A 24,489-nucleotide genomic window follows, 5' to 3' on the forward strand; every position below is an offset into this window, starting at 1 on the left:
CCACATCCGAGGTTTGGATTCCCGGCCCATCCCTGCTTAAGACTTGGTCGACTTAGGCTTGTCGGTTGATTTTGCTTTTGCGGGCTCGCTCGCTGCGCCCCCTTGATAGCCCGAACCATTGACCGTGAGGCCTTGTGCTGAAAACTTGGCGGAACTTTTCTCGCCCATGCCACTGACGCGGTGCATCAAGTCGGGCCAGTCTTTGTAATTACCTTTGTTGCGCTCTTTCAAAATTTTGCCCGACAAAGAAGGGCCAATGCCTTTGATGCCATCCAATTCTGCGGCACTTGCTTTGTTGACGTCAACGGCAGCAAAACTGCTGAGTGAAAACAGCAGGGCGGTGGTGGTTAAGATCTTTTTCAACATGTTGAATTCCTAAGTTGGGCATCACCCCAACGGTGATGCAAACCCGATTCAACTGCTGATTCAACTGCAGAAGTGCATTCTGCAATTCAAGGTGAGTGCAAGCAACACCTTGAAAGTGTTTTAGAGTTCTTCGACGCGGCGTGGTGGGTAACTGTCCCACGCTTGGCATCCTGGGCAGTGCCAGAAATGCTCCTTGGCTTCAAAGCCGCAGGCCGCACAACGATAACGCGCCAAAGGCCGTGAAGCTTGCTCAAGGGCTTTTTGCACCGGTGCCCGCGTGTCGTCAGTACCTAAATCGGCGCCTGCCAACCAACGAGAGGCGGCCAACAAAGAGGGTTGCTTTTGAAGGTGCTCGATGTAGCGTTGCCTAACTTGCTGCTCTGCGTTGGGGCCAGTTTTTTCCAAGGCCACAATGGCGTCCATCACATCAATGCATGGGCTTTGGGCGTAGTGTTGCTGAAGCAAGGACAAAGCTGCAGGCACCTGATGGGCCGCCTGAGCGGCACGCACCAAACTTGCAGCGGCCAAAGGTGCTGCCACAGAACCCGATTCAAACAATTGGCTTAGCGTGGTGCAAGCTTGCTGGGCTTGTCCTTGGTTCAGCTGAAGCTGCCCTAGCAATAGGCGAGGGCGAGGGGCATCGGGTGCTTCGGTCATTGCGTTCAGCAGCAACTGCGCTGCGCCAGATGCATCGCCATTCGCGTTGAGTTCGCGCGCTTGTTCACACAAGTAATGGGCTTTGCGAACAGAAAAGCTGACTTCGCCAGACGCTTCCAATTGGGTGGCCACTTCGCGGGCTTGAGGCCATTCACGCGAACGTTCGTAAATGGCCAAGCGTGCCAATCTGGCTTGGCCTTCAAAGCTGGTGCCTTCTAATTTGCGCAGGGCGTCTTCGGCGCGGTCTAACAAGCCTGCTTTGACAAAGTCTTTGGCCAATGCGTTTTGTGCGCGCTGACGGTCTGCAGCACTCAGGTCGCCTCGTGACAGCAAGTGCTCGTGCACCCGAACGGCGCGCTCGTATTCGCCGCGGCGGCGAAACAAGTTGCCTAAGGCAAAGTGCAACTCGGAGGTGTCGGGATCGTTTTGGACGGCCTCGATGAAAGCGTCAATGGCCTTGTCTTGTTGCTCGTTGAGCAAGAAGTTCAGACCTTTGAAATAGGCGCGGGGTGCTTGACGGTTGTCAATGCGCAGCTGACGCAAGTCAAGTCGAGAAGCCAACCAGCCCAGGCCGAAGGCTGCAGGCAGGCCAATCAAAATCCAAATGAGGTCAAGTTCCATGCGGTACTTCCGGTTGGGCTTCTGCGTTGCTGGATGCCGGTGCTTGAACGGCCTTGGCAGCTTGGCGTTGGCGCCACCAGCGAGGGACCATGCCCAGCACGCCCACCACCATGCCCAAAGCGAAAGCAATCAAAACAATCAACACCATGGGAGAGCGCCATTGCGTGCCAAAAAAGAAATACACCTTGGCTTCGTGCTGATTGTTCAGCGCGAAGGCAAACAAAGTAAAAAAGACGGCCGCATTCAGTGTCCACTGAAGCAGCTTGAGAAATTGTTTCATGAATGGCCTCAGGCAGCCCTGTCATTCTAAAGCGATGCTGCACCCAGAAACAAAAAAGGCCCTTGGATGGGCCGATTTATTCAGAGCGGGCTGCGGGCTTATTCAGCCTTGCCATGCAGGATGTCGAGAGACTTTTTATCAACGGCTTCGCGCAGTGCCTTGCCAGGTTTGAAATGCGGTACGCGTTTTTCTGGAATTTGCACGCTTTCACCAGAACGTGGGTTGCGGCCAACACGGGGTGGGCGGCGGTTGATGGTGAAACTGCCAAAACCACGGATCTCAATGCGATGGCCCTTGACCAAGGCTTCGCTCATGGCGTCCAAGACCGTTTTGACGGCGAATTCGGCGTCACGGTGCGTCAGCTGCTCGAAACGGGCGGCCAATGCTTCAACGAGGTCGGAACGGGTCATGTCAGAGAAAGTGAGTTGGGTTGACGCATAGAAAAAGCCTCCGCCCAACCCCCGAAGGGGCCAGGCCAGAGGCTTTGTTCTTCAGCAGATCATTAAGCTGCGTCGTTGTTGTCCAACTTGGCACGCAACAAAGCGCCCAAGCTGGTGGTACCAGCGTTTTCGCGTGAAGACTGCTGGCTCAATGTGGCCATGGCTTCATTTTGGTCAGCAGCATCTTTGGCCTTGATAGACAACTGGATGTTACGTGTCTTGCGATCGACGTTGACGACCACGGCAGTGACTTCGTCGCCTTCTTTCAACAAGCTGCGAGCGTCTTCCACGCGATCGCGTGAAATTTCGCTAGCGCGCAAGTAACCAATGATGTCTTCGCCCAAGTCGATTTCAGCGCCACGAGCGTCAACAGTTTTGACTTTACCAGTCACTGTTTGGCCCTTGTCGTTCACTGTCACGAATGTGGTGAATGGGTCGCCGTCGAGTTGCTTGATGCCCAAGCTGATGCGCTCGCGCTCAACGTCGACTGCCAACACGATGGCTTCAACGTCTTGACCCTTCTTGTAGTTGCGAACTGCGGCTTCGCCGGTTTCGTTCCATGACAAGTCGGACAAGTGAACCAAACCGTCGATGCCAGCGGCCAAGCCAACGAACACACCGAAATCGGTGATGGACTTGATTGGGCCTTTGACGCGGTCGCCACGCTTGGTGTTTTGAGCGAACTCTTGCCATGGGTTAGCACGGCACTGTTTCATGCCCAAGCTGATGCGGCGCTTGTCTTCGTCGATTTCCAAAACCATGACTTCGACTTCGTCGCCCAATGACACGATCTTGGAAGGTGCCACGTTCTTGTTGGTCCAGTCCATTTCAGAGACGTGCACCAAGCCTTCGATGCCTGGCTCGAGTTCCACAAACGCGCCGTAGTCGGCGATGTTGGTGATCTTGCCGAACATGCGGGTGCTTTGTGGGTAGCGGCGGTTGACGCCCATCCAAGGATCGTCGCCCATTTGCTTGAGGCCCAAGGACACGCGGTTTTTCTCGGTGTCGAACTTGAGGATCTTGGCGGTAATTTCTTGACCGGCTTGCACCACTTCGGAAGGGTGACGAACACGGCGCCATGCCATGTCGGTGATGTGCAGCAAACCATCGATGCCGCCCAAGTCAACGAAAGCACCGTATTCGGTGATGTTCTTGACCACACCGTGAACGACGGAACCTTCGCGGAGGTTTTCCATCAGTTTGGCGCGCTCTTCGCCCATCGAAGCTTCAACCACAGCACGGCGTGACAACACGACGTTGTTGCGCTTGCGGTCCAACTTGATGACCTTGAATTCCATGGTCTTGTTTTCGTACGGTGACAGGTCTTTGGTAGGACGTGTGTCGACCAATGAACCTGGCAAGAAAGCACGAATGCCGTTGACCAAAACTGTGAGGCCGCCTTTGACTTTGCCGCTGGTGGTACCAGTGACGAATTCGCCGGATTCCAAAGCTTTTTCCAATGACAACCATGATGCCAAACGCTTGGCAGTGTCACGGCTCAAAATGGTGTCGCCGTAGCCGTTCTCGATAGAGCCGATGGCCACAGACACGAAGTCGCCCACTTGGACTTCGATTTCGCCCAGATCTGATTTGAATTCTTCCAGGGGTACGTAGGCTTCAGATTTGAGGCCGGCGTTCACAACCACGAAGTTGTGTTCGATGCGAACAACTTCAGCGGTGATCACTTCGCCTGGGCGCATTTCCGTGCGCTTCAGTGATTCTTCAAATAGGGCTGCAAAAGATTCTGACATTCAAGTTCCTAATCCGCAAAAAGGTCTGACGACTGCGATATTGCGTCGTTACCAAGGCTAGATGCGGCGGTTGTTTGCGTTTTCACGCGGGTTAAGTTGATGAACCACAAAACAAATGCGCAAGCAGCGCGGAGGGTGTTTTGTGGGCCTCTGTTCAAGGCCTGCCTGTTTTAAACAAGAAATTTAAACAGGAAAGCCTTGTTTGCTTTGCCACCAGTCAAGGACCTGACGCACCGATTGGTCGATGCTCAAATCTGAGTTGTCTAGCAGCATTGCATCTTGTGCGGGTTTTAAGGGGGCCACGCTACGAGAACTGTCTCGTGCATCGCGCGCCTCTAGATCCGCCCTAAGATCGGCGATTTTAGCCTGAAAACCTTTAGAAATCAATTGCTTATAGCGGCGATCGGCTCTTTTTGCGGCGCTGGCGGTCAAAAACACCTTCAAAGGCGCGCCAGGAAAGATCACTGTGCCCATGTCGCGGCCGTCAGCCAAGAGGCCGGGCAGGCGCTGGAAGCTGTGCTGAAGAGCCACCAAGGCTACCCGAACGGCGGGCAAAGTGGACACTTTGGAGGCGTTCATGCCGCCTTCTTCGCTGCGGATGGCGTCGGTCACATCTTGCTCATTGAGCAAGACTTTGTCGCCTTCAAAACGGACTGGCAACTTTTCGGCGAGGGCGGCGATGGCCAATTCGTTACTTGTTTCAAGGCTCAGGCCAGCCTGTAATGCGGCATAAGCTGTGACCCGATACAAGGCGCCAGAGTCAAGGTAGTGATAGCCCAACCGTTGGGCCACCAGGCTAGACAAAGTGCCTTTGCCTGAAGCGGTTGGGCCGTCGATGCAAATCACTGGAATGCGGTCCGAAGGTGTTTGCGTCAAAGAGAACAAGGCTTCGAAATAGTCTGGGAATGTTTTGGCCACGCACTTGGGATCTTCAATGCGCACGGCTTGCTGGTCAACGTTAAAGGCCGCCAAAGAGAAACACATGGCCACACGGTGATCGTCGTAAGTGTGAATGCTGGCGGCTTTCCACTGCCCTGTTGGCAAAGGGTGAATGCGCAACCAGTCGGGACCTTCTTCCACTTGCGCACCCAGCTTGCGTGCTTCTTTGGCCATGGCCGCAATGCGATCGGTTTCCTTCACACGCCAGCTGGCAATGTTGCGAAGGGTGGTGGGGCCATCGGCGTAAAGCGCCATCACGGCCAAGGTCATGGCGGCATCTGGGATGTGGTTGCAGTCCAAGTCGATGGCTTTGAGGGGCCAAGCACCCCGTTTGATCTCTAGCCAGTTGGGGCCACTTTCAATGCGAGCACCCATTTGGGCTGCGGCATCCATGAAGCGAATGTCGCCTTGAATGGACGATGCGCCTAGGCCTTGAATGCGAACCGCTTTGTCTGTGGCGGCCAATGCACCCAAGGCAATGAAATAACTGGCCGATGAGGCATCGGCTTCGACGTGAATTTCGCCCGGCGAGGTGTAGTGGCTTCCCGCGGGAATGGTGAAACGTTGCCAACCATCGCGCTTCACATCAATGCCGTAGCGCGCCAACAAGTTCAAGGTGATTTCAATGTAGGGCTTGGAAATCAGCTCGCCCACCACTTCAATCACGATGTCTTTTTGGGCAGCCAAAGGCAGCGACATCAAGAGAGCCGTGAGAAATTGGCTTGACACATCGCCGCGCACTTGAATGGGCTTGTCGAGTTGAAGTTGGGGTGTGCGTACGCGCAAAGGCGGATAGCCTTCGTTGCCCAAATAATCAATGTGACAACCCAAGAGGCGCAGTGCATCGACCAAATCGCCAATGGGCCGCTCGTGCATGCGCGGCACACCTTTGAGTGTGAAGTCCCCGCCCATCACAGCCAAAGCAGCAGTGAGAGGGCGCATGGCGGTACCCGCGTTGCCCATGAAAAATTCAATGGCTTCAGTGGGCTTCTTCAAGCCAGCGGATTGGCCGTTGGAAGTGCTTTGTCCTAAGCCGGTGATGCAAACGCTGTGGGTACCCGCCTTTGGCTCAACGCCGCAACCCAGTTGACGCAATGCGGCCAACATGACACGCGTGTCATCTGAGTCCAACAGATCGTGTACCCAAGTGCTGCCTGCGCACAAGGCAGACAACAACAACACGCGATTGGAAATACTTTTGGAGCCTGGCAAGGTGACAGTGCCACCAGCTTGTTGCAAAGAGGGAAGGTCGAGAAACGCAGTTGCAAACATGTTGGCGTGTTTATTCTTCTGATGGCTGGGTAGCGCCCATGCGCCAATTGAATCGCAGGTCACTGGCTTGACGAATCATCTCTTCAAGCGCTTGAGGGTCGTTGGCTTGAATGGCTTGTTCAAAGTCATTCAATGCGTCTTTGAAATGGCGAATCTGAAGCAAGACTTGCTCGCGATTGGTGCTCAAGATGTCACGCCAAACGACGGGATCGCTGGCAGCAATGCGCGAGAAATCTCTGAAACCAGGGCCACCCAGCGCAATCAAGTCGGGGCCATTGTGTTGTTGAAAAATGCCACGAATGATGGCGTAAGACAAAACGTGCGGCAAATGGCTCACTGCGGCAAAGGCCGCATCGTGCGCTGCAGGCGTGAGTTCAGTGATGTAGCTGCCCAAGCTCTTCCAAATTTGTTTGGCCAATTGAACTTGCATGGAACCCGAACTGGGCATGGGCGTGACGATGAGCGCGCGATCTTGGTACAAATCGGCATCTGAATGTTCAACGCCTGCCACCTCTTTGCCAGCGATAGGGTGGACTGGCACGAAGCACGGGAGTTTGTCTCCTAGTGTTGCAAGGGCTGCAGCCACGATGTCTGATTTGGTGGAGCCCACGTCCATCAGCAGGGCATTTGAACTCAAGGCAGGGGCGATGGCTTTGAAGCAGGCTTCTGTGGCCTTGACGGGCACCGCCAATAAAACCAAATCTGCATCCGTCACCGCTTCGGCCATGCTGTCGACGGCCAAGTCAATCACGCCCAGGCTAAGTGCTTTTTGGCGCGATGACGCGGAGGCGCTATAGCCCACAATGTGGGGTGCCCAGCCTGCTCTTCGAGCGGCCAAGGCAAACGAGCCGCCCATCAGACCGCAGCCAATGAGAGCGACTTTGCTGAATTTCATTCGGGAATAGGGTAGGAGCCCAGCACCTTGTAGAAGGCGCACAAACCTTGCAGTTCTTGCAGGGCTGCCGCAACGTGCGGTTGCGAAATGTGGCCTTGAATGTCGATGTAGAAATAGTATTCCCACTGACCTGATTTGGCTGGACGAGATTCAAAGCGGGTCATCGACACACCGTTGTTCTTCAAAGGCATGAGCAGGTCATGCACGGCACCTGGTTTGTTAGGTACCGACACGACCAAGCTGGTGCAGTCCTTGCCAGAAGCAGGGGGTGTGGCCAAGGTTTGCGGCAAACAAATGACTGCGAAGCGCGTGCGATTGGTGGCTTCATCTTGAATGGCATGGGCCACGATGTGCAAACCAAATTGAGAGGCAGCACGCTCGCTGGCCAGTGCGGCCCAAGTGGGGTTTTCTGCCGCTAAACGCGCGCCTTCGGCGTTGCTAGAAACTGCGCGGCGCTCGACATGCGGTAAGTGTTGTGTGAGCCAAGTCTGACATTGGGCCAAGGCCTGAGGATGCGCCAACACCACTTCAATGTCTTTCAGGTTGTCGGTTTGACGCAGTAAATTGTGACGCACCAACAAGCTAACTTCACCAATCACATGAACGGGTGAGCGCAAGAACAAATCGAGCGATCTGGCCACCACACCTTCAGTGGAATTTTCCATGCCCACCACGCCAAACTGTGCGGTGCCAGCGGCTGTGGCGTGGAACACTTCGTCGAAGTTGTTGCAATAAATGAGGTTGGCGGCGCTGCCAAAAAATTCAACGGCAGCTTGTTCGCAAAAAGTTCCTTGGGGGCCTAGTACCGCAACACGTTGAGGCGCCTCAAGTGCCAAACAGGCGGACATGATTTCTCGCCAAATGGACGCGACGTGCGCATTGAGCAAAGGGCCTTGGTTGGCCTTCTCAATTTTGGCAATGACTTGGGCAACGCGGTCAGGCCGGAAAAATGGCGAGCCTTCTGCGCGTTTGATTTCGCCAACTTTTTCGGCAACTTTGGCGCGTTGGTTCAAGAGGCTCAACAACTGTTGATCCAGCGAATCAATTTGAATTCGCAATTCGCCCAATGCATCAGATTGAATAGGTTGCGTCATGGTGAATCAGTGTTGTGTGGAAGATTGCCCAGGGCAAGTTCAAGCTTGCGTGGCTTCAAAATCTTTGAGGTAGGCCACCAAGGCTTCAACGCCTTCAATCGGCATGGCGTTGTAAATGCTGGCGCGCATACCGCCTACCGATTTGTGACCTTTGAGTTGTAGCAAACCACGGGATTTGGCGCCTGCTAGAAAAGCATCGTTGCGAGACTCGTCGCGCAAGTAGAAGGGGATGTTCATGCGGGAGCGGCATGACTTGTCAACCCGGTTTTCGTAAAGCTGGGATTGATCAAGGTAGTCGTAGAGCAACTTGGCCTTGGCGATGTTACGCTGTTCCATAGCGGCCACACCCGTCATGCCATTTTCTGTTTGTGCTTTCAACCATTTGAAAACCAGACCGGCAATGTAGATGGAATAGGTGGGAGGCGTGTTGTACATGGAGCCGTTGTCGGCCACCATTTTGTAATTGAACGCACTGGGGCAATGCTTCATGGCTTTGCCCAAAAGATCTTCACGAACTACCACCAAGGTAAGACCTGCAGGGCCTAGATTCTTTTGGGCACCGCCAAACGCCAAGCCGACTTTGGACCAGTCGATGCTGCGTGAGGCTACATGCGAAGAAAAATCAATCACCAAGGGGGCGTTGCTGCCCCAGGCTTTCAGGTCGGGTAGGGAATGGTATTCAACGCCGTCGATGGTTTCATTGGTGCAAACATGCACATAGCTGGCGTTCGTACTCAGTTGCCATTCATCAGGTGTGGGGATGGTGGTGAATTTTGAGCCTTGCGCGCTGGCCGCTAAATGAGGCGTACAAAATTGCGCAGCCTCCTTGAATGACTTTTGGCTCCAACTGCCGGTGACCACAAAATCGACCGTGCCTTCTTGCGACAAGTTCAAAGGCACGATGGCATTTTCTGCAATGCCGCCACCTTGCATGAACAAGATTTTGAAGTTGGCGGGCACTGCCAACAACTCACGAAGATCGGCTTCTGCTTCTTCGTAAATGGACATGAACTCTTTGCCGCGATGGCTCATTTCCATCACGCCCATGCCACTGCCATGCCAGTCCAGCATTTCGCTGGCGGCTTGAATCAAGACGGCATCGGGAATGGCAGCAGGGCCGGCAGAAAAGTTGTAAGGCCTCGTCATTCGGCGGCGCTGCCTTCAGCGGTTTCGCCAGCGTCGCCTTCAGCATCTTGAGCTTCACTGTCATCGTGCGCGTTGGCGTCGTTTTCAACGATGCGTTGCAAGCCAGACAATTTGGCGCCGTCGTCCAGGCCAATCAGTGTGACGCCTTGGGTTGCGCGTCCCATTTCACGAATTTCGGAAACGCGCGTGCGAACCAGCACGCCAGTGTCGGTGATCAGCATGATCTCGTCTTCGGCGCGAACCAAAGTGGCTGCCACCACCTTGCCGTTGCGCTCAGATTGTTGGATGGCAATCATGCCTTTGGTGCCACGGCCGTGGCGTGTGTATTCCACAATGGAGGTGCGCTTGCCGAAACCGTTTTCGGTGGCGGTCAGCACACTTTGCTGCTCGTCTTCGGCCACCAGCATGGCAATCACGCTTTGTGTTTCGTCGAGCATCATGCCGCGCACGCCACGTGCATTGCGACCCATGGGGCGCACATCGTTTTCATCAAAGCGCACGGCTTTGCCGCCATCGCTGAAAAGCATCACGTCGTGCTTGCCGTCCGTTAAAGCGGCGCCAATCAAGAAGTCGCCTTCGTCCAAGTCAACGGCAATGATGCCGGCCTTGCGAGGGTTGCTGAATTCATCTAAAGATGTTTTCTTCACAGTGCCCATGGAGGTGCCCATGAACACGTAATGATCGGCAGGGAAGCTGCGCATGTCGCCTGTCAAAGGCAAGACCACATTGATCTTTTCGCCTTCTTGCAAGGGGAACATGTTGACGATGGGTCGGCCGCGTGAACCGCGTGAACCCGCAGGTACTTCCCACACTTTGAGCCAGTACAAACGGCCACGGTTGGAGAAGCACAAGATGTAATCGTGCGTGTTGGCAATGAAGAGCTGATCGATCCAATCGTCTTCTTTGGTGGCCGTGGCTTGCTTGCCGCGACCGCCGCGTTTTTGGGCGCGGTATTCAGACAAAGGTTGGCTCTTGATGTAACCGCTGTGAGACAGGGTGACCACCATGTCGGTCGGCGTGATCAAGTCTTCAGTTGCCAAATCTTGGGCGTTGTTTTCAATGAAGCTGCGGCGTGCACCGACTTTGGTTTGACCAAATTCTTGGCGCAACTCACCCAGCTCTTCACCGATGATGACGGAGACGCGTTCTGGTTTGGCCAAGATGTCGAGCAAGTCTTCAATCTCAGACATCACTTCTTTGTACTCAACCACAATCTTGTCTTGTTCCAGACCGGTCAAGCGTTGCAAACGCATCTGCAAAATTTCTTGGGCTTGCGTGTCGCTGAGGCGGTACAAGCCGTCGTTGCCCATGCCGAAGTCTTTTTCCAAACCATCGGGACGGTAGTCGTCTGCATTGACAGCACCACCATCGGCGCGAGTGCGTGTGAGCATTTCGCGGACCAGCTTGCTGTCCCAACGGCGGGTCATCAACTCGGCTTTGGCTACAGGCGGTGTGGGCGCATTGCGAATGATGGCAATGAACTCGTCGATGTTGGCCAGTGCAACGGCCAAACCTTCCAATACGTGACCACGCTCGCGCGCTTTGCGCAACGTAAACACCGTGCGACGTGTGACCACTTCACGGCGGTGTTGCAAGAACACGCTGATGAGGTCTTTCAAGTTGCACAACTTGGGCTGGCCATCAATGAGGGCCACCATGTTGATACCAAAGGTGTCTTGGAGTTGCGTCTGTTTGTACAGATTGTTCAACACCACTTCAGGCACTTCACCGCGCTTGAGTTCAATGACCAGGCGCATGCCTGATTTGTCGGACTCATCTTGAATGTGGCTGATGCCTTCGATCTTTTTCTCGTGAACCAATTCGGCCATGCGTTCTTGCAAGGTCTTCTTGTTCACTTGGTAGGGCAGCTCGTCCACCACGATGCACTGGCGCTGGCCTTTGTCGATGTCTTCAAAGTGGCACTTGGCGCGCATCACCACACGGCCGCGGCCTGTGCGGTAGCCTTCTTTCACGCCACTGATGCCGTAAATGATGCCGGCCGTAGGGAAGTCGGGGGCGGGAATGATTTCCATCAACTCGTCGATGGTGGCTTCGGGGTTGCGCAGCAAATGCAAGCAAGCGTCAACCACTTCGTTCAAATTGTGGGGTGGAATGTTGGTCGCCATGCCGACCGCAATACCGCCAGAGCCATTCACCAGCAGGTTAGGAATACGGCTGGGCAAGACCAAAGGTTCTTTTTCAGAGCCGTCGTAGTTGGGTCCAAAGTCGACGGTTTCTTTGTCGATGTCGGCCAACATTTCATGGGCAATTTTGGCCAAGCGAATTTCGGTGTATCGCATGGCCGCGGCGTTGTCGCCGTCCACCGAACCGAAGTTGCCTTGGCCGTCGACCAGCATGTGGCGCATGGAGAAATCTTGCGCCATGCGAACGATGGTGTCATAGACAGATTGGTCGCCGTGAGGGTGGTATTTACCAATCACGTCACCCACGATACGTGCAGATTTTTTGTAAGCGCGATTCCAGTCGTTGTTCAACTCGTGCATGGCAAACAACACACGGCGATGCACTGGCTTGAGGCCATCTCGTGCATCAGGCAGGGCGCGTCCCACAATCACGCTCATGGCGTAGTCGAGGTAGCTGCGGCGCATTTCCTCTTCTAGACTGATGGGAAGGGTTTCTTTGGCAAACTGGGTCATGAGGGGTCAGGCGCGCTGGGTGAAAGACTGCCATTTTAGGTCCAAAGAGTGTCGTTGATTTGCAACACATTGCTCAGATTGATAAGATCGCTTGCAAGGGCTTTTCACCAAATTGGGGAATTGCCTCAGAGCTATGGCACAATCATTTCAACGTTTTGAGTGATGGTCATTCAAAACGTCTCTTTTCTCGCAGGATGTCTGCGGTATTAATCCCATGAGGAGAACCATGAAAAAATTCAACAAAGTGGCAATGGTGTTGGCTTCAGCTGCCTTGGCAAGCGTTGCAAGTGCACAATCCGTAGACAACTGGCGCAACGGCACAGGCGAAATGGCCTGGAAAAACGGCACAGCTGAATACTGCTGGCGCGATGCCAACTGGACACCCGCTACAGCTGCTGCTGGTTGCGATGGCGCTATTGCTGCCCCTAAAGCTGCTGCCCCCGCACCAGCCGCTGCCCCCGCACCAGCCCCCAAAGCTGCTGCACCAGCCGCTCCAGCACCCGCACCAGCTGCCGCCACCAAAGTGACTTACGCTGCTGACACCTTCTTTGACTTTGACAAATCAGTCTTGAAAGCTGACGGCAAAGCCAAATTGGATGACTTGGCTGGCAAAGTTAAAGCGATCAACCTGGAAGTGATCATTGCTGTGGGTCACACTGACTCCGTCGGTTCTGATGCTTACAACCAAAAGTTGTCTGTGAAGCGTGCTGACGCTGTCAAGGCTTACTTGGTGACCAAGGGCATCGAGAAAAACCGCGTTTACACAGAAGGCAAGGGCGAAAAGCAACCCGTTGCTGACAACAAGACAGATGCTGGCCGTTCTAAAAACCGCCGCGTGGAAATCGAAGTTGTGGGTACACGCCCTAACAAGTAATCAACATTCGGGTTGATGCAAGTCAACCCTATGTTTGAACACCAAAAAGCCTCCTTCGGGAGGCTTTTTTACTTTCGGAGACAATGCTGTCTATGAGCACACCCCATTCTTCCAAATTTTCTAGCGCCAATGTAGATCCTGCAGAGCTGGCCAAATTCTCTGAACTGGCCCATCGTTGGTGGGACACAGAAAGCGAATTCCGCCCGCTGCATCAAATCAACCCTTTGCGTTTGAATTGGATTCAAAGTTTGGCGCCATTGGCTGGCAAAAAAGTGGTCGACATCGGTTGTGGTGGCGGCATTTTGTCTGACGCCATGGCCAGACAAGGTGCACAAGTACTGGGTGCCGATTTGGCGGTGAAGTCTTTGAAAGTGGCGCAGTTGCACGCGTTGGAGGCTGGCACGCAAGGCGTGCAGTACAGAGAAATAAGCGCGGAAGACTTGGCACTCGAACAAGCTGGTCAATTTGATGTGGTCACCTGCATGGAAATGTTGGAGCATGTGCCCGATCCTGCTGCGGTCGTTCAGGCTTGCGCCAAATTGGTCAAGCCGGGTGGCTGGGTGTTCTTTTCAACTTTGAACCGCAACCCCAAGTCATTTTTGTTTGCGGTGGTCGGGGCTGAGTATGTGCTCAATCTGTTGCCCAAAGGCACGCACGAATATGCCCGCATGATCAAGCCCAGTGAACTGGCCGATTGGGTTCGCGCCTTTGGCCTCGATGTGATGCAAATGAAGGGCATGGGTTACAACCCTTTCACCAAGGTCTATGCCATGGGCAATGACACCGACGTGAACTATTTGATGGCCACGCAAAAGCCATTCGATCCAGCCTGAGATCATTCATGATGAAATTTGAAAATGTTCAGGCGGTGTTGTTTGATTTAGACGGCACCCTCATCGACAGTGCGCCTGATTTAGGCGCGGCCGTTGACAAGATGCGTGTTGACCGCGGCATGTCTTCTTTGCCTTTGTCGCATTACCGTCCCATGGCCGGTGCAGGCGCTCGCGGCATGATTGGCTTGGCCTTTGGCTTCACACCCGATCATCCTGATTACGAGGCCATGAAAGAAGAGTTTTTCCAAAACTACGAAGCGTGCATGACCCAGCGCACCTTTGCTTTTGAGGGTGTGGCACACTTGATCGAGGCCTTGGTGGCGCGACAATTGCCGTGGGGCGTGGTCACCAACAAGTCAAAGCGATTTACGGAGCCGCTGACGCAAGGCATGCCCTTGTTTGCAAGCGCCTCGGTGGTGATCAGTGGTGATACCACGCCGCATGCCAAACCGCATCCAGCGCCTTTGTTGGAAGCCGCCAAGCGTTTGAGCATCGATCCTGCGCGCTGTGTGTATGTCGGCGATGATGAGCGCGACATTGTGGCGGGTCATGCCGCAGCCATGAAAACGGTTGCTGCAACCTACGGCTATTTGGGCAGTCAATCGGACATTGCGTCATGGAAAGCTCATGCACAAATTCATGCGCCCCAGCACTTGCTGGACTTGCTGTCTGTTTGAGTGACTGGCTTTGCACAGCTTGATGTGTGGCGCGACTTGACATGACGATGTCTCAAATTCAAGCCATCCGCGAGCGGGTGCGTCGCTTGGGTGCAAGGCCTGCACACGAGCTGCGTATCTTGCGATTGTGGGCGCAAGCCAAACCGCAAAACAGTGGCCGACGTCCCTTAGAGAGTTTCATGCCGACGGCTTTGCGCGAGGACTTGGCGCAACTGACGGACGACTTGAACGGCTTGTTGCGTTTGCAATCTGCGCATCCTGCCGAAGATGGCTCGGTTCGGTGGCTGTTGGCTTTGCAAGACGGACAAACCTTGGAAACCGTTGGTTTGCCACGCGACGGCTTGTGTGTGTCATCACAAGTTGGGTGTGCCGTGGGTTGTGTGTTTTGCATGACCGGTCGAGATGGTTTGATTCGTCAGGTGGGCAGTGCAGAAATTGTGGCGCAGGTTGCTTTTGCCAGGTTACACCGACCTGTCAAAAAAGTGGTCTTCATGGGCATGGGCGAGCCTGCGCACAATTTGGACAATGTGATGGAAGCCATTGAGGTATTGGGCACTGTGGGCAACATCGCCCACAAGTCTTTGGTGTTTTCAACCGTCGGCGATCCCCGTGTGTTTGAATGCTTGCCAATGGGTTTGGTCAAGCCAGCCTTGGCTGTGTCTTTGCACACCACACGTGCCGATTTGCGCGCGCAATTGTTGCCGCGTGCACCCAAAATGTCGCCCGAAGAATTGGTCGAAGCGGCAGAGGTGTATGCGCGCCAAACCGGTTACCCCATTCAATACCAATGGACATTGCTTGAAGGTGTGAACGACTCTGAAGAAGAGTTGGAGGGCATCGTTCGTTTGCTCAAAGGCAAATACGCCTTGATGAACATGATTCCTTACAACGCCATCGATGACTTGCCCTTCAAGCGGCCTTCGTGGGAGCGGGCTGCAGAAATGGCGCGCACTTTGCACCGCCGCGGCATTTTGACCAAGCTGAGAAATTCAGCCGGTCAAGATGTGGAGGGGGGGTGTGGACAGTTGAGAGCGCGTGAACTTCAATCTGCATTGAATGAGCCACCCGTTATGAACGGGACCTCGCCCATTCACTTCGTCAAAGCAAAGCCAGCAACCGTTTTGTAATGGTCTGAAATTTGACGCAATTCGTCCTGACTGATCAGGTCGTCAATGTGCCGGAAAGGTTTGCCACCACTGAGTTCGTCTGCTTTCATGATGATGAAGTCGGGCGGCACACTCCGATTGGTTTCAACCACTTTGGCCGTGGGTGCCAAGCGCAAGCTTTCATAAGATTTGAGCGCCTCTTGGGGGTCAGCGTGTTGGCTGAGTTGTTCTGCCAAAGTTCTGGCATCAATCAAGGCCTGCGCTGAACCATTGGAGCCGCGTGGGTACATGGGGTGGGCGGCATCGCCCATCAGAGTGACGCGGCCTTGTGTCCAGAACGGCAGGGCGTTTTTGTCCACCATGGGATATTCAAATACTTTGTCGGCCTTCATGATCAACTCGGGGACGTCCAAGAAGTCAAAGTGCCAGTCTTTGTAGATTTCAGCGCAAACCGCTGGATCGCCAGCGCGGTTCCAATCGTTCATGACTGCATTGGGTTTTTGCAACTCGGCCACCCAATTGATGAGTTGATTGCCTTTGCCGTCCACGTTGTCAATGATGGGGTAAATGACCATCTTGCCGGTTTCCACAGTGCCAATGCGCAGGTAACTTTTGCCAGTGAGGATGGGCGGGTGAACGGTGACACCGCGCCAAGTGTTGATGCCCGCAAAGCAAAGCTGATCTTGCGGATGCATTTGTTTGCGGATGACTGAATTGACGCCATCGCAGGCCACAGCAATTTGAGCGGTGTGCGTTTCGGCGGTTTGTGTGTGGGCGTTAGAAAATTCAAGCTGCACGCCATCTTTGTCTTGTGAAAAGCCTGTGCAACGCATGCCTGTGTGAACTTTGTCTTTTCCCAAGCGCTTGACTGCGGCCTCGAACAAAATGCGATGCAATTTGCCGCGGTGAATGCCAATTTCTGGCAAGGTGTAACCGGCATGGCGGCCGCGTGGCTCTTTGTAAACGTACTGGCCATGCTGTGTGTAGAACACACTTTCGAGATTTTCAATGCCGGCTGCTTCAAGTTCAGCTTGCACTCCAAGCGCTGACAGTTCACGCATGGCGTGGGGGAGCAGGGTAATGCCAACACCAATTTCTTTGACGTCCATCACACTTTCAAAGACATCGCAGTCAATGCCTCTTTGATGCAAGCCCAAGGCAAAACTCAGGCCGGCAATCCCACCGCCCACAATTGCGATGTTCATGCTCATTCCCCTTTGATGTTTTGGGCCTTGATCAGATCGGCCCAGCGCGTTGCGTCTTTTTCAACCAGCTTGCCAAACTCTTCGGGGGTGCTGTTGGCGGGGTCCATCCCTTGAGGCTGAAAAGCCTTTTGAATTTCTTCGCTGGCCAAGATGGTTTTGATCTCTTTGTTCAGGGCTTGGACAATGTCGTTGGGTGTATTTTTGGGCGCAAAGATGCCGTACCACATGTCCACATTCACCTTGCCTGTTTTGGCTTCAGCCAGTGTCGGCACGTTGGGCAGGAGGGGGTGACGTTGATCGCTGCCAATGCCCAAAGCCACCAGTTTGCCGGCCTTGATTTGAGGCAAGGCCACATGGATCGGCAAGAACATGGCATCCACTTGGCCGCCCAACAAATCAGAAACAGCAGGCGCAGTGCCGCGGTAGGGGATGTGCGTTAGAAACACTTGGGCTGTGTTCTTGAACAATTCCATCGACAAGTGATGCGGTGTGCCCACACCAGGGGAAGCGTAATTGATGCGACCAGGATTGGCCTTGGCAGCAGCCACCAATTCAGCAGCTGTTTTGAAATTAGACTTGGGATGGGTGACCAACAAAAGTTGCCCCCAGCTCGTCAAGATGACAGGCGCAAGGTCTTTCACAGGGTCAAAACTGAGGCCTGCATAAAGGCTGCGGTTCATTACCAAAGTGTTGACGCTGACCAGCAGCGTTTGACCATCGGGTGCGGCGCGCACAACCGACTCTGTGCCAATGTTGCCTGAGGCGCCTACTTTGTTTTCGACCACCACCGGTCTGCCCAAGCGCTGCGCAAGTCGAGGACCCACTGTGCGCGCAATGAGGTCAATGCCTGTACCCGGTGTGAAGGGCACAATCAATTTGATGGGCGCTTGCGTTTGGGTCAATGCGGCAGGCGGTGTGCTTTGCGCCAAAGCGGGTGTGGCGGCCAAGGCGCCGGCGAGCAAAGAAAAAATCAGTTGGCTAGAGAATGTTCGACGTTTCATGTTTTGATTATTTCACTTTCGGAAAAATTCCGCTCGACAGGGCTGTGCCAAAAACGACCACCACGCCCAGCAAGACCATGCTCAGCGTGACTGTTTCGTTCAAAAAAGCCACACCGTAAATCAGGGCAAAGACAGGGATCAAAAAAGTCACCGTCAAGGCTTTGGCCGGCCCAGCCCGGTTCACCAATCTGAAGTAGAGGATGTAGGCAATGCCAGTGCAAGCCACGCCAAGTACCATCAGGGCACCCCAAGCTTTGAGGCTTGGCATCACGGAGGGCATGGCCCAAAAGGCTGGCAAGGTCAGTGCCAGGGTGGCGCCCAATTGACTGCCGCTGGCTGAAACCAAGGGCGGCAGATTGGGCAAAAACTTTTTAGTAAAACTGCCCGAGATGGCATAGCAAATGGTGGCCAACAAGCAAGCGGCGATGGCCGTGTATTGCCCCCAGGCACTTGCATCTGGGTTGGCGGCGCTGTGGTCGGTGGTTTGGTTGTTGGCCAAGACAGAGACACCTACAAAACCAATGATCAAACCTGCAATGCGCCAACGGTTCAGCCGGTCGCCAAGCCAGAGCCATGCAACCAAAGCAGCAAACAAGGGGACTGCTGCATTCAAGATGGCGGAAAGGCCAGTTGAGATGTGCATCACCGCGTAAGCAAACAAGGCAAAAGGCAGTGCTGAATTGAAGGCACCTAAGCCAAGCACCAGTTTCCAGTGTTGTTTAAAAACAGGCCAGTGACCCTGTTGCAGCATGAACGGGCTCAAGAACAAAGTGGCCACAAAGACGCGCGTCCATGCCGTTGCCAAGGGGCCGAACTCGGAGGCACCCATCCGCATGAACAAAAACGAAGAGCCCCACAAAGCAGCCAGCAAAAGGTAATCAACTCGCCAATCTTGCGAGTTGTCTTGAAGTGTTGTCATTATTTGGCGACCGACGAAGGCCTTAACGCGTTTTCAAGTTGCAGCAGCGCTTGCTTGCGCCAAAGACCGCCCGCGTAGCCGGTGAGTTGCCCTTGGCCACCCAGCACCCGGTGGCATGGGATCAAAATGCTGATGGGATTGCGACCAATGGCTGTGCCCACTGCTCTGACGGCGCTGGGTTTGCCAATGGCTGCGGCTAACTCGCCATAACTGCAAGTGGCGCCATGTGGAATGCTCAGGAGCGCTTGCCAAACAGCTTGTTGAAACGCTGTGCCGCCGCTGAGGTCAAGGGAAAGGCTCTTGAGCCATTGGCGTGCGGCTTGTTGGCGTGGCAATTGAGATTGGCCGTAATCACGCAACAATGCTTCTGCTTTGCGCAGCGTGGCGTTGTGGGGCGATTCTTGCCAAGTGCTGATGTTGGGGTAATGTTTTTGACCCTCAAACCAAGCGCCATTCAGGCCATCCGGACTGGCAGACAAGGTGATCTGCCCCCAAGGGCTTTGGATCTGTTTGAAGCAAGTTTGGCGATGAAATTGCATGCGGCAATCGTATCCGATTTAGGGCGCATCCACCTACAATGGAGTCCTGTTTGCACCTCTTATAGGTTGGTACTTTATGCAAGTGACGGCATCCATTTTCAAGGCGTACGACATTCGCGGAACCTACCCCCGGACCCTGAATGAAGACTTGGCCGAAGGCTTGGGTAAAGCCTTTGGCACTATGGCCTTGAAAGAGGGGCGCAACACCGTGGCAGTGGGCCGAGATGGCCGCTTGAGTGGCCCCACTTTGTCCAGTGCCTTGATGCGCGGCTTGGTGTCGGTGGGCATCCAAGTGATTGACGTGGGCATGACCACCACGCCCCAGCTTTACTTTGCCGCCCACACCCTCTGTGACAGCGGCATTCAAGTCACAGGCAGTCACAACCCCAAAGACGACAACGGTTTCAAAATGGTGTTGGGCGGTCGTGCCATTTATGGCGATGAAATTCAAACACTGCGCCAACTCATCGAGTCCGAGTCTTGGGTGCTGTCCAATGCGGGTAAGGTGCAATCGGCAGACATCATGCCGGCGTACATTCAAAGAATTGTGAGCGGCATTCAACTCAGCCGTCCTATGAAAATTGTGGTCGATTCAGGCAATGGCATTGCCGGCGCAAGTGCCCCCGGCATCTTTCGTGCAATTGGTTGCGAGGTGATTGAACTGTTCAGCGAGGTGGACGGTCATTTCCCCAATCACCACCCTGACCCTAGCAAGCCTGAAAATCTTCAAGACCTGATCGCTACTTTGAAAAGTTCAGGCGCTGAACTGGGCTTGGCCTTTGATGGCGACGGCGATCGCTTGGGCATCGTCACCCAAGATGGCGAAACCATTTACCCCGATCGTCAGATGCAACTGTTTGCCCAAGATGTGCTGAGCCGCATTCCGCAGGGCACCATTTTGTTTGATGTCAAATGCTCGCAGCGTTTGGCGCCCGCCATTCGTGCCGCAGGCGGCACGCCGTTGATGTACAAAACGGGCCACTCTTTGATCAAAGCCAAGATGAAAGAGATTGAAGCTGGCGGCGGCCAAGCACCTTTGGGTGGCGAGATGAGTGGGCATATCTTTTTCAAAGAACGTTGGTATGGTTTTGACGATGGCACTTATGCAGGTTGTCGCTTGCTTGAAATCGTCAGCCGCAGTGCAGACGCCAACGCTGTGCTCAAATCGCTGCCCACCAGTTTCAGCACCCCCGAATTGAATGTGGCTTGCCAAGAGGGGGAGCCGCATCAACTCACTGCGCAATTGCTAGCTGTGGCCTCGCAACACTTCAATGCACCTGCTGAAATCTCAAGCATCGATGGCTTGCGTGTGGATTGGCCCGATGGCTTTGGCCTCATTCGCGCCTCCAACACCACGCCCGTGTTGGTGTTGCGATTTGAAGGCCACACGCAGGTGGCTTTGGACCGCATTGAGCATGCCATGTTGGCCTTGCTTCGCACCGTCAAGCCCGATGCGAAATTGCAGCATTCGGTCCACTGAGCTTGACGGCCGAATCCATTCTGTGAAATCAACTTTGTCCCTTTGGCTCTACAGCACACTGATGCAGTGGGCACAGCCCTTGTTGCGTCAAAAATTAAAGCGCCGCGCCAAGGCAGAAGCTTTGTATGGCCAATTTGTTGAGGAACGATTTGGTCACTACGCGCATGCCACCCAAGGTGAATGGGTGTGGGTTCATGCAGTGTCTTTGGGGGAAACGCGAACCGCCGGTATTTTGATCAAAGGCTTGCGCGAACAATATCCAAGCATGAAATTGCTGTTAACCCACGGTACAGCCACAGGCCGTGAAGAGGGCCAAAAGTTATTGCAGCCAGGCGATGTTCAAGTTTGGCAGCCTTGGGATTCGCTGGACGCTGTGACGCGATTTTTCAAAGCCTTTCAGCCTCGCCTTGGCCTGATCTTGGAAACTGAAGTTTGGCCCAATTGGGTTCGCTTTGCGCAGCAATTCAAGGTGCCTTTGGTGTTGGTCAATGCCCGCATGAGTGAAAAGTCCATGCGGCAAGCCTTGCGTTGGCCCTCGCTCATGAAGCCTGCCTACGCGGGTCTCCAAGCGGTCCTGGCCCAAACCCAAGACGATGCCACGCGGCTCCAAGTTTTAGGTGCCAAGGTGAAAAAAATCACCGGCAATTTAAAGTTTGACGCCACACCCGATGCAGCCCAAGTTGCAAAAGGTCAAGCTTGGCGTTCGCGCATTGCGATGCCCATCATCATGCTGGCCAGTTCACGCGAAGGTGAAGAGCGCTTGTGGTTGGATGCGTGGCAAAGCTTTGTGAAGTCCAACCCGGATGAGCACGTTCAGTGGCTGCTGGTGCCTCGTCATCCTCAGCGCGTGAACGAGGTGGTTCAGTTGATTGAGCAGCAAGGTTTTCAAGTGTCGCGCCGAAGTTCATGGGGGCAAGAAGAGGGCGCTTCGCCGCCCGTCAACGCTGCAGGTTCAACGATTTTCATGGGCGACAGCTTAGGGGAAATGGCGCTGTACTACAGCTTGGCCGATGTGGCCTTGTTGGGCGGCAGTTTTGAGCCCTTGGGAGGGCAAAACCTCATTGAGGCAGCGGCTTGCGGATGTCCTGTGGTGATGGGGCCACACACCTTTAACTTTGCAGAGGCTTCGGAGGCTGCATTGGCGGAGGGGGCTGCGTTGCGTGTGGCCAACATGGCCTTGGCCCTAGAGAGCGCCGTGGCACTGGTGCAAAACAGCGCGCTTTTAGAAAGTCAAGCCGCAAAAGCTTCAAGCTTTTCCAAACAACACGGCGGCGCCACGCAGCGCACAGCGGATGCTGTGCGCGAATGGTTGATCAAGGGTTCAGCAGTGCATTGATGGAAGCCAAATCGGCTTCAGTCAAAGTGCCAGCCGCTTGACGCAGCTTCAACTGACCCAGCAACACGTCGTAGCGCGCTTTGGCCAAATCGCGTTTGGTTTGGAACAACTGGCTTTGGCTGTTCAACACATCAATGTTAATGCGCACACCCACTTGGTAGCCCAACTTGTTGGCATCCAAGGCACTTTGGCTGGAAGCTTCTGCAGCTTGCAGCGCATTGACTTGGCCCAAACCAGACTGCAAACCAAAGAAGGCAGAGCGAGTGGCTTGCGCCACGTTGCGCTCGGCAGCTTCCAAATCGGAACGTGCTTTGTCTTCCAAAGCCACTGTTTCTTTGATGCGATTCTGCGTGGCAAAACCTGCAAACAAAGGCATGTTGAAAGACAAGGTGACGCTGTTGGTGTTGGTGTCAACTTGTGAGGTGTTGATGCCCTTGCCGTTTTTGTAGCGGGTAGGGGTGTAGCCTGCCACCAAATCCAAGGTGGGCTTGTGACCCGCTTCTGCTTTGCTGGTTTCTAATTTGGCAATTTCCAACGCAGCACGGCTTTGAATCACGCTTGGATTTTGTTCGGCAGATTGCTGAACCCATTGCTCCAAACTTTGAGCATCAGGGCCCGATAACTTGGCTTTGCTAGAAAGCGACTTGGGTTCAATGTTGTTCAGGCCAACCAATTGGTTCAGGGCCAAACGCTTGATGCGCAGATCATTGTCGGCTGCAATTTCTTGCGCCAAGACCAAGTCGTAACGCGCTTGCGCTTCACGTGTGTCGGTGATGGTGGAGGTGCCAACTTCAAAGTTGCGCTTGGCCGCTGCCAATTGTTCGGCAACTGCCACTTTTTGTGCTTTGACAAAGTCCAAGCTTTCGCGCGACACCAAGACATCAAAGTAAGCTTGGCTGAGGCGCACCATCAAGTCTTGCTCTGCTGCTTTGAGCTGAACGCTGGCCAATTCCAATTGGCGCATGCCTTGCTGGTAAGTTGCAAAGTTGGCAGGTCGGTAAAGCGGTTGTGAAGCGCTCAAGGTGGCTGCCTTGCTTTGGGATGTGACTGTTTGGGCCGCTGCCAGTAATTCGACTTCTGTTTTGTTGACGTTGGCTGACAGGCCAATTGTGGGCAAAAGCAAGGCTTTGGCTTGATCGCCTTTAGACAGGTTGGCGGTGTACTGAGACTGTGCAGCTTTGTAAGCTGCGTCGTAGCCGCGAGCTGTCTCGTACAAAGACATCAGGCTCTGCGCTTGGGCTGAGCCCGCGAAAGCTGCAGAGATGGCCAACGTGATGGGAAGAAAGCGCATGTTCATGTAAATCTTTCGGGGCTAAAGCCAGAGTGAGATGGAAATTGAAAATCAATAAACGGGAATGCTGGGATCAACTTCACTTGACCAAGCGTGAATGCCGCCACTGATGTTGGTGATTTGGGTAAAGCCTTGGCGTTCAAGAAATGCACCCACTTGCATGCTTCTGCCGCCGTGGTGGCACAAACATGCAATCGGCCGATCCTTGTCCAATTCAGTTAAACGTGCAGGCACAGTTTGCATGGGCATGATCATGACGTCACAGCCCTCTGGCGCAATGCTGGCCAACTGGCACTCCCAAGTTTCGCGAACGTCTAAAACCAACGGTTCACCCAGAGAGGCGGCCTCTTGAAGCCAGTCCTTGAATTTTGAGGGGCTAATTTGTTGCATGTTCAAAAAGAAAAACGATTGTGCTCGGGGAAGCCTTGCAGGCGCGGCGCTACGGTATCCCAAGGCTCTGAGGTTTGCCACTGTTGTTCGCCGGTGCGAGTGATGACGCTGGCGCGCATGACAGGGTCTTCGCCCACCACCGCCAACAAGCGACCGCCAGTTTTCAATTGATTCAGCAAAACTTGTGGCACTTCGGGCACAGAGCCACTTAGAAAGATGACATCAAAGGGGCCGTCGGCTGGCGCGCCTTGGCAACCATCGGTGTTGCGCACCTCCACATTGGTGATGCCAGCTGCTTGCAAATTGGCGCGGGCTTGTTGGGCCAAGTTGCTGTCGATTTCCAAGCTGAGCACGGAGGCAGCTTGGTGCGCTGCCAATGCGGCCATATAGCCAGAGCCTGTGCCAATTTCCAAAACTTTGTCTGTAGGTTGAATGGCGGCATCTTGCAAGAAACGGGCTTCTACGCGTGGGGCCAACATCACTTGACCCTGCGTGCCATGGGCTTGCAACGGGATTTCCATGTCAACAAACGCCAATGCCTTGTTCGCCATTGGCACGAAGTTTTCACGCTTAACGGCCGACAGCAATGACAAGACCTGTCCGTCCAAAACTTCCCAAGGACGAATTTGCTGTTCGATCATGTTGAAGCGGGCGATATCGTTGTTCATTTGTTACTCCAGGGGGTATCTAATTCTAAGCATTTCCATTTTAGCTTCTGGC

At 54.2% G+C, this 24,489-nt stretch carries 23 protein-coding genes; 6 read left to right on the forward strand and 17 right to left on the reverse strand.

Annotated features, from left to right (window positions below):
- Positions 1-36: 36 nt before the first annotated feature.
- The 10 genes from L103DPR2_RS06325 to gyrA all read right to left on the reverse strand — a co-directional run bounded on the left by L103DPR2_RS06325 (position 37) and on the right by gyrA (position 12,118).
- Positions 37-366, reverse strand: a complete 330-nt coding sequence (locus L103DPR2_RS06325) for a ComEA family DNA-binding protein (protein ID WP_055360256.1) — start codon at positions 364-366, stop codon at positions 37-39.
- 120 nt (positions 367-486) lie between these two features.
- Positions 487-1,644: a lipopolysaccharide assembly protein LapB gene (gene lapB / locus L103DPR2_RS06330; protein WP_055360257.1), complete on the reverse strand. Its 1,158-nt coding sequence runs from the start codon at positions 1,642-1,644 to the stop codon at positions 487-489.
- Positions 1,634-1,924: a LapA family protein gene (locus L103DPR2_RS06335; protein ID WP_055360258.1), complete on the reverse strand. Its 291-nt coding sequence runs from the start codon at positions 1,922-1,924 to the stop codon at positions 1,634-1,636. The genes lapB and L103DPR2_RS06335 overlap by 11 nt, the downstream gene beginning before the upstream one ends.
- Before the next feature lie 98 nt (positions 1,925-2,022).
- Entirely contained in the window at positions 2,023-2,334 is a 312-nt protein-coding gene (locus L103DPR2_RS06340) for an integration host factor subunit beta (RefSeq protein WP_055360259.1), read from the reverse strand.
- 92 nt (positions 2,335-2,426) lie between these two features.
- Positions 2,427-4,115 (reverse strand): 30S ribosomal protein S1, encoded by a 1,689-nt coding sequence (gene rpsA / locus L103DPR2_RS06345; protein ID WP_055360260.1) that lies wholly within the window; start codon positions 4,113-4,115, stop codon positions 2,427-2,429.
- Between the two features lie 183 nt (positions 4,116-4,298).
- Positions 4,299-6,326 carry a bifunctional 3-phosphoshikimate 1-carboxyvinyltransferase/cytidylate kinase gene (locus L103DPR2_RS06350; RefSeq protein ID WP_055360261.1) on the reverse strand — a complete coding sequence of 676 codons (2,028 nt, stop codon included), beginning with the start codon at positions 6,324-6,326 and terminating at the stop codon, positions 4,299-4,301.
- A gap of 10 nt (positions 6,327-6,336) precedes the next feature.
- Positions 6,337-7,221, reverse strand: a complete 885-nt coding sequence (locus L103DPR2_RS06355; RefSeq protein ID WP_055360262.1) for a prephenate dehydrogenase — start codon at positions 7,219-7,221, stop codon at positions 6,337-6,339.
- A complete protein-coding gene (pheA, locus tag L103DPR2_RS06360; RefSeq protein ID WP_055360263.1) occupies positions 7,218-8,315 on the reverse strand; it encodes a prephenate dehydratase in 1,098 nt (365 codons plus the stop codon). Before pheA ends, L103DPR2_RS06355 begins: the two co-directional genes overlap by 4 nt.
- Before the next feature lie 39 nt (positions 8,316-8,354).
- Entirely contained in the window at positions 8,355-9,461 is a 1,107-nt protein-coding gene (gene serC / locus L103DPR2_RS06365; protein WP_055360264.1) for a 3-phosphoserine/phosphohydroxythreonine transaminase, read from the reverse strand.
- On the reverse strand, positions 9,458-12,118 hold the full coding sequence (gene gyrA, locus L103DPR2_RS06370) for a DNA gyrase subunit A (protein WP_055360265.1): 2,661 nt from the start codon (positions 12,116-12,118) through the stop codon (positions 9,458-9,460). The genes serC and gyrA overlap by 4 nt, the downstream gene beginning before the upstream one ends.
- 226 nt (positions 12,119-12,344) lie before the next feature.
- Between gyrA and ompA the strand changes: the two genes are divergently transcribed.
- From ompA to L103DPR2_RS06390, 4 genes are all read left to right on the forward strand, one after another.
- The gene (ompA, locus tag L103DPR2_RS06375) at positions 12,345-12,992 is read left to right on the forward strand and encodes an outer membrane protein OmpA (RefSeq protein ID WP_055360266.1); all 648 of its coding nucleotides are present in this window, start codon (positions 12,345-12,347) and stop codon (positions 12,990-12,992) included.
- Between the two features lie 92 nt (positions 12,993-13,084).
- Complete coding sequence (gene ubiG / locus L103DPR2_RS06380; protein ID WP_055360267.1) at positions 13,085-13,825, forward strand: bifunctional 2-polyprenyl-6-hydroxyphenol methylase/3-demethylubiquinol 3-O-methyltransferase UbiG; 741 nt, start codon at positions 13,085-13,087, stop codon at positions 13,823-13,825.
- A gap of 8 nt (positions 13,826-13,833) precedes the next feature.
- Complete coding sequence (locus tag L103DPR2_RS06385; RefSeq protein ID WP_231717697.1) at positions 13,834-14,502, forward strand: HAD-IA family hydrolase; 669 nt, start codon at positions 13,834-13,836, stop codon at positions 14,500-14,502.
- A gap of 47 nt (positions 14,503-14,549) precedes the next feature.
- Positions 14,550-15,629, forward strand: a complete 1,080-nt coding sequence (locus L103DPR2_RS06390; protein ID WP_055360268.1) for an RNA methyltransferase — start codon at positions 14,550-14,552, stop codon at positions 15,627-15,629.
- Here the strand turns inward: L103DPR2_RS06390 and L103DPR2_RS06395 are convergent.
- The 4 genes from L103DPR2_RS06395 to L103DPR2_RS06410 are packed head-to-tail and all read right to left on the reverse strand — an operon-like array spanning position 15,593 to position 19,272.
- Complete coding sequence (locus tag L103DPR2_RS06395; RefSeq protein WP_055361897.1) at positions 15,593-16,813, reverse strand: flavin-dependent oxidoreductase; 1,221 nt, start codon at positions 16,811-16,813, stop codon at positions 15,593-15,595. The two genes, L103DPR2_RS06390 and L103DPR2_RS06395, sit on opposite strands and share 37 nt — an antisense overlap.
- 2 nt (positions 16,814-16,815) lie before the next feature.
- Positions 16,816-17,814 (reverse strand): tripartite tricarboxylate transporter substrate binding protein, encoded by a 999-nt coding sequence (locus L103DPR2_RS06400; protein ID WP_082466738.1) that lies wholly within the window; start codon positions 17,812-17,814, stop codon positions 16,816-16,818.
- Between the two features lie 7 nt (positions 17,815-17,821).
- Positions 17,822-18,733, reverse strand: a complete 912-nt coding sequence (locus L103DPR2_RS06405; protein ID WP_055360269.1) for a DMT family transporter — start codon at positions 18,731-18,733, stop codon at positions 17,822-17,824.
- Positions 18,733-19,272, reverse strand: a complete 540-nt coding sequence (locus L103DPR2_RS06410; RefSeq protein WP_055360270.1) for a methylated-DNA--[protein]-cysteine S-methyltransferase — start codon at positions 19,270-19,272, stop codon at positions 18,733-18,735. The genes L103DPR2_RS06405 and L103DPR2_RS06410 overlap by 1 nt, the downstream gene beginning before the upstream one ends.
- 76 nt (positions 19,273-19,348) lie before the next feature.
- On the opposite strand from L103DPR2_RS06410, the gene L103DPR2_RS06415 reads away from it, so the two are divergent.
- Together L103DPR2_RS06415 and L103DPR2_RS06420 are read left to right on the forward strand one after the other, a co-directional pair.
- Positions 19,349-20,752, forward strand: coding sequence for a phosphomannomutase/phosphoglucomutase (locus tag L103DPR2_RS06415; protein ID WP_055360271.1), 1,404 nt, complete (start codon positions 19,349-19,351; stop codon positions 20,750-20,752).
- Positions 20,753-20,813: 61 nt separating this feature from the next.
- Positions 20,814-22,088 (forward strand): 3-deoxy-D-manno-octulosonic acid transferase, encoded by a 1,275-nt coding sequence (locus L103DPR2_RS06420; RefSeq protein WP_055360272.1) that lies wholly within the window; start codon positions 20,814-20,816, stop codon positions 22,086-22,088.
- Here the strand turns inward: L103DPR2_RS06420 and L103DPR2_RS06425 are convergent.
- Genes L103DPR2_RS06425 through L103DPR2_RS06435 form a run of 3 tightly spaced genes read right to left on the reverse strand, consistent with a single transcriptional unit; the run spans position 22,066 to position 24,437 of the window.
- Entirely contained in the window at positions 22,066-23,385 is a 1,320-nt protein-coding gene (locus L103DPR2_RS06425; protein WP_055360273.1) for a TolC family outer membrane protein, read from the reverse strand. The genes L103DPR2_RS06420 and L103DPR2_RS06425 overlap by 23 nt on opposite strands.
- A 45-nt stretch (positions 23,386-23,430) precedes the next feature.
- Positions 23,431-23,769, reverse strand: a complete 339-nt coding sequence (locus L103DPR2_RS06430) for a rhodanese-like domain-containing protein (RefSeq protein WP_055360274.1) — start codon at positions 23,767-23,769, stop codon at positions 23,431-23,433.
- A 2-nt stretch (positions 23,770-23,771) separates the two neighbouring features.
- On the reverse strand, positions 23,772-24,437 hold the full coding sequence (locus L103DPR2_RS06435; RefSeq protein WP_055360275.1) for a protein-L-isoaspartate O-methyltransferase family protein: 666 nt from the start codon (positions 24,435-24,437) through the stop codon (positions 23,772-23,774).
- Positions 24,438-24,489 lie beyond the last annotated feature (52 nt).

The sequence above is a fragment of the Limnohabitans sp. 103DPR2 genome (assembly GCF_001412575.1).
Classification (GTDB): Bacteria; Pseudomonadota; Gammaproteobacteria; order Burkholderiales; family Burkholderiaceae_C; genus Limnohabitans_A.

What these genes read in the sequence shown, in the direction of transcription:
- L103DPR2_RS06325 (WP_055360256.1), bottom strand. Translation starts at nt 366, where the DNA reads ATGTTGAAAAAGATCTTAACCACCACCGCCCTGCTGTTTTCACTCAGC.
- lapB (WP_055360257.1), bottom strand. Translation starts at nt 1,644, where the DNA reads ATGGAACTTGACCTCATTTGGATTTTGATTGGCCTGCCTGCAGCCTTC.
- L103DPR2_RS06335 (WP_055360258.1), bottom strand. Translation starts at nt 1,924, where the DNA reads ATGAAACAATTTCTCAAGCTGCTTCAGTGGACACTGAATGCGGCCGTC.
- L103DPR2_RS06340 (WP_055360259.1), bottom strand. Translation starts at nt 2,334, where the DNA reads ATGACCCGTTCCGACCTCGTTGAAGCATTGGCCGCCCGTTTCGAGCAG.
- rpsA (WP_055360260.1), bottom strand. Translation starts at nt 4,115, where the DNA reads ATGTCAGAATCTTTTGCAGCCCTATTTGAAGAATCACTGAAGCGCACG.
- L103DPR2_RS06350 (WP_055360261.1), bottom strand. Translation starts at nt 6,326, where the DNA reads ATGTTTGCAACTGCGTTTCTCGACCTTCCCTCTTTGCAACAAGCTGGT.
- L103DPR2_RS06355 (WP_055360262.1), bottom strand. Translation starts at nt 7,221, where the DNA reads ATGAAATTCAGCAAAGTCGCTCTCATTGGCTGCGGTCTGATGGGCGGC.
- pheA (WP_055360263.1), bottom strand. Translation starts at nt 8,315, where the DNA reads ATGACGCAACCTATTCAATCTGATGCATTGGGCGAATTGCGAATTCAA.
- serC (WP_055360264.1), bottom strand. Translation starts at nt 9,461, where the DNA reads ATGACGAGGCCTTACAACTTTTCTGCCGGCCCTGCTGCCATTCCCGAT.
- gyrA (WP_055360265.1), bottom strand. Translation starts at nt 12,118, where the DNA reads ATGACCCAGTTTGCCAAAGAAACCCTTCCCATCAGTCTAGAAGAGGAA.
- ompA (WP_055360266.1), top strand. Translation starts at nt 12,345, where the DNA reads ATGAAAAAATTCAACAAAGTGGCAATGGTGTTGGCTTCAGCTGCCTTG.
- ubiG (WP_055360267.1), top strand. Translation starts at nt 13,085, where the DNA reads ATGAGCACACCCCATTCTTCCAAATTTTCTAGCGCCAATGTAGATCCT.
- L103DPR2_RS06385 (WP_231717697.1), top strand. Translation starts at nt 13,834, where the DNA reads ATGATGAAATTTGAAAATGTTCAGGCGGTGTTGTTTGATTTAGACGGC.
- L103DPR2_RS06390 (WP_055360268.1), top strand. Translation starts at nt 14,550, where the DNA reads ATGTCTCAAATTCAAGCCATCCGCGAGCGGGTGCGTCGCTTGGGTGCA.
- L103DPR2_RS06395 (WP_055361897.1), bottom strand. Translation starts at nt 16,813, where the DNA reads ATGAACATCGCAATTGTGGGCGGTGGGATTGCCGGCCTGAGTTTTGCC.
- L103DPR2_RS06400 (WP_082466738.1), bottom strand. Translation starts at nt 17,814, where the DNA reads ATGAAACGTCGAACATTCTCTAGCCAACTGATTTTTTCTTTGCTCGCC.
- L103DPR2_RS06405 (WP_055360269.1), bottom strand. Translation starts at nt 18,733, where the DNA reads ATGACAACACTTCAAGACAACTCGCAAGATTGGCGAGTTGATTACCTT.
- L103DPR2_RS06410 (WP_055360270.1), bottom strand. Translation starts at nt 19,272, where the DNA reads ATGCAATTTCATCGCCAAACTTGCTTCAAACAGATCCAAAGCCCTTGG.
- L103DPR2_RS06415 (WP_055360271.1), top strand. Translation starts at nt 19,349, where the DNA reads ATGCAAGTGACGGCATCCATTTTCAAGGCGTACGACATTCGCGGAACC.
- L103DPR2_RS06420 (WP_055360272.1), top strand. Translation starts at nt 20,814, where the DNA reads ATGCAGTGGGCACAGCCCTTGTTGCGTCAAAAATTAAAGCGCCGCGCC.
- L103DPR2_RS06425 (WP_055360273.1), bottom strand. Translation starts at nt 23,385, where the DNA reads ATGAACATGCGCTTTCTTCCCATCACGTTGGCCATCTCTGCAGCTTTC.
- L103DPR2_RS06430 (WP_055360274.1), bottom strand. Translation starts at nt 23,769, where the DNA reads ATGCAACAAATTAGCCCCTCAAAATTCAAGGACTGGCTTCAAGAGGCC.
- L103DPR2_RS06435 (WP_055360275.1), bottom strand. Translation starts at nt 24,437, where the DNA reads ATGAACAACGATATCGCCCGCTTCAACATGATCGAACAGCAAATTCGT.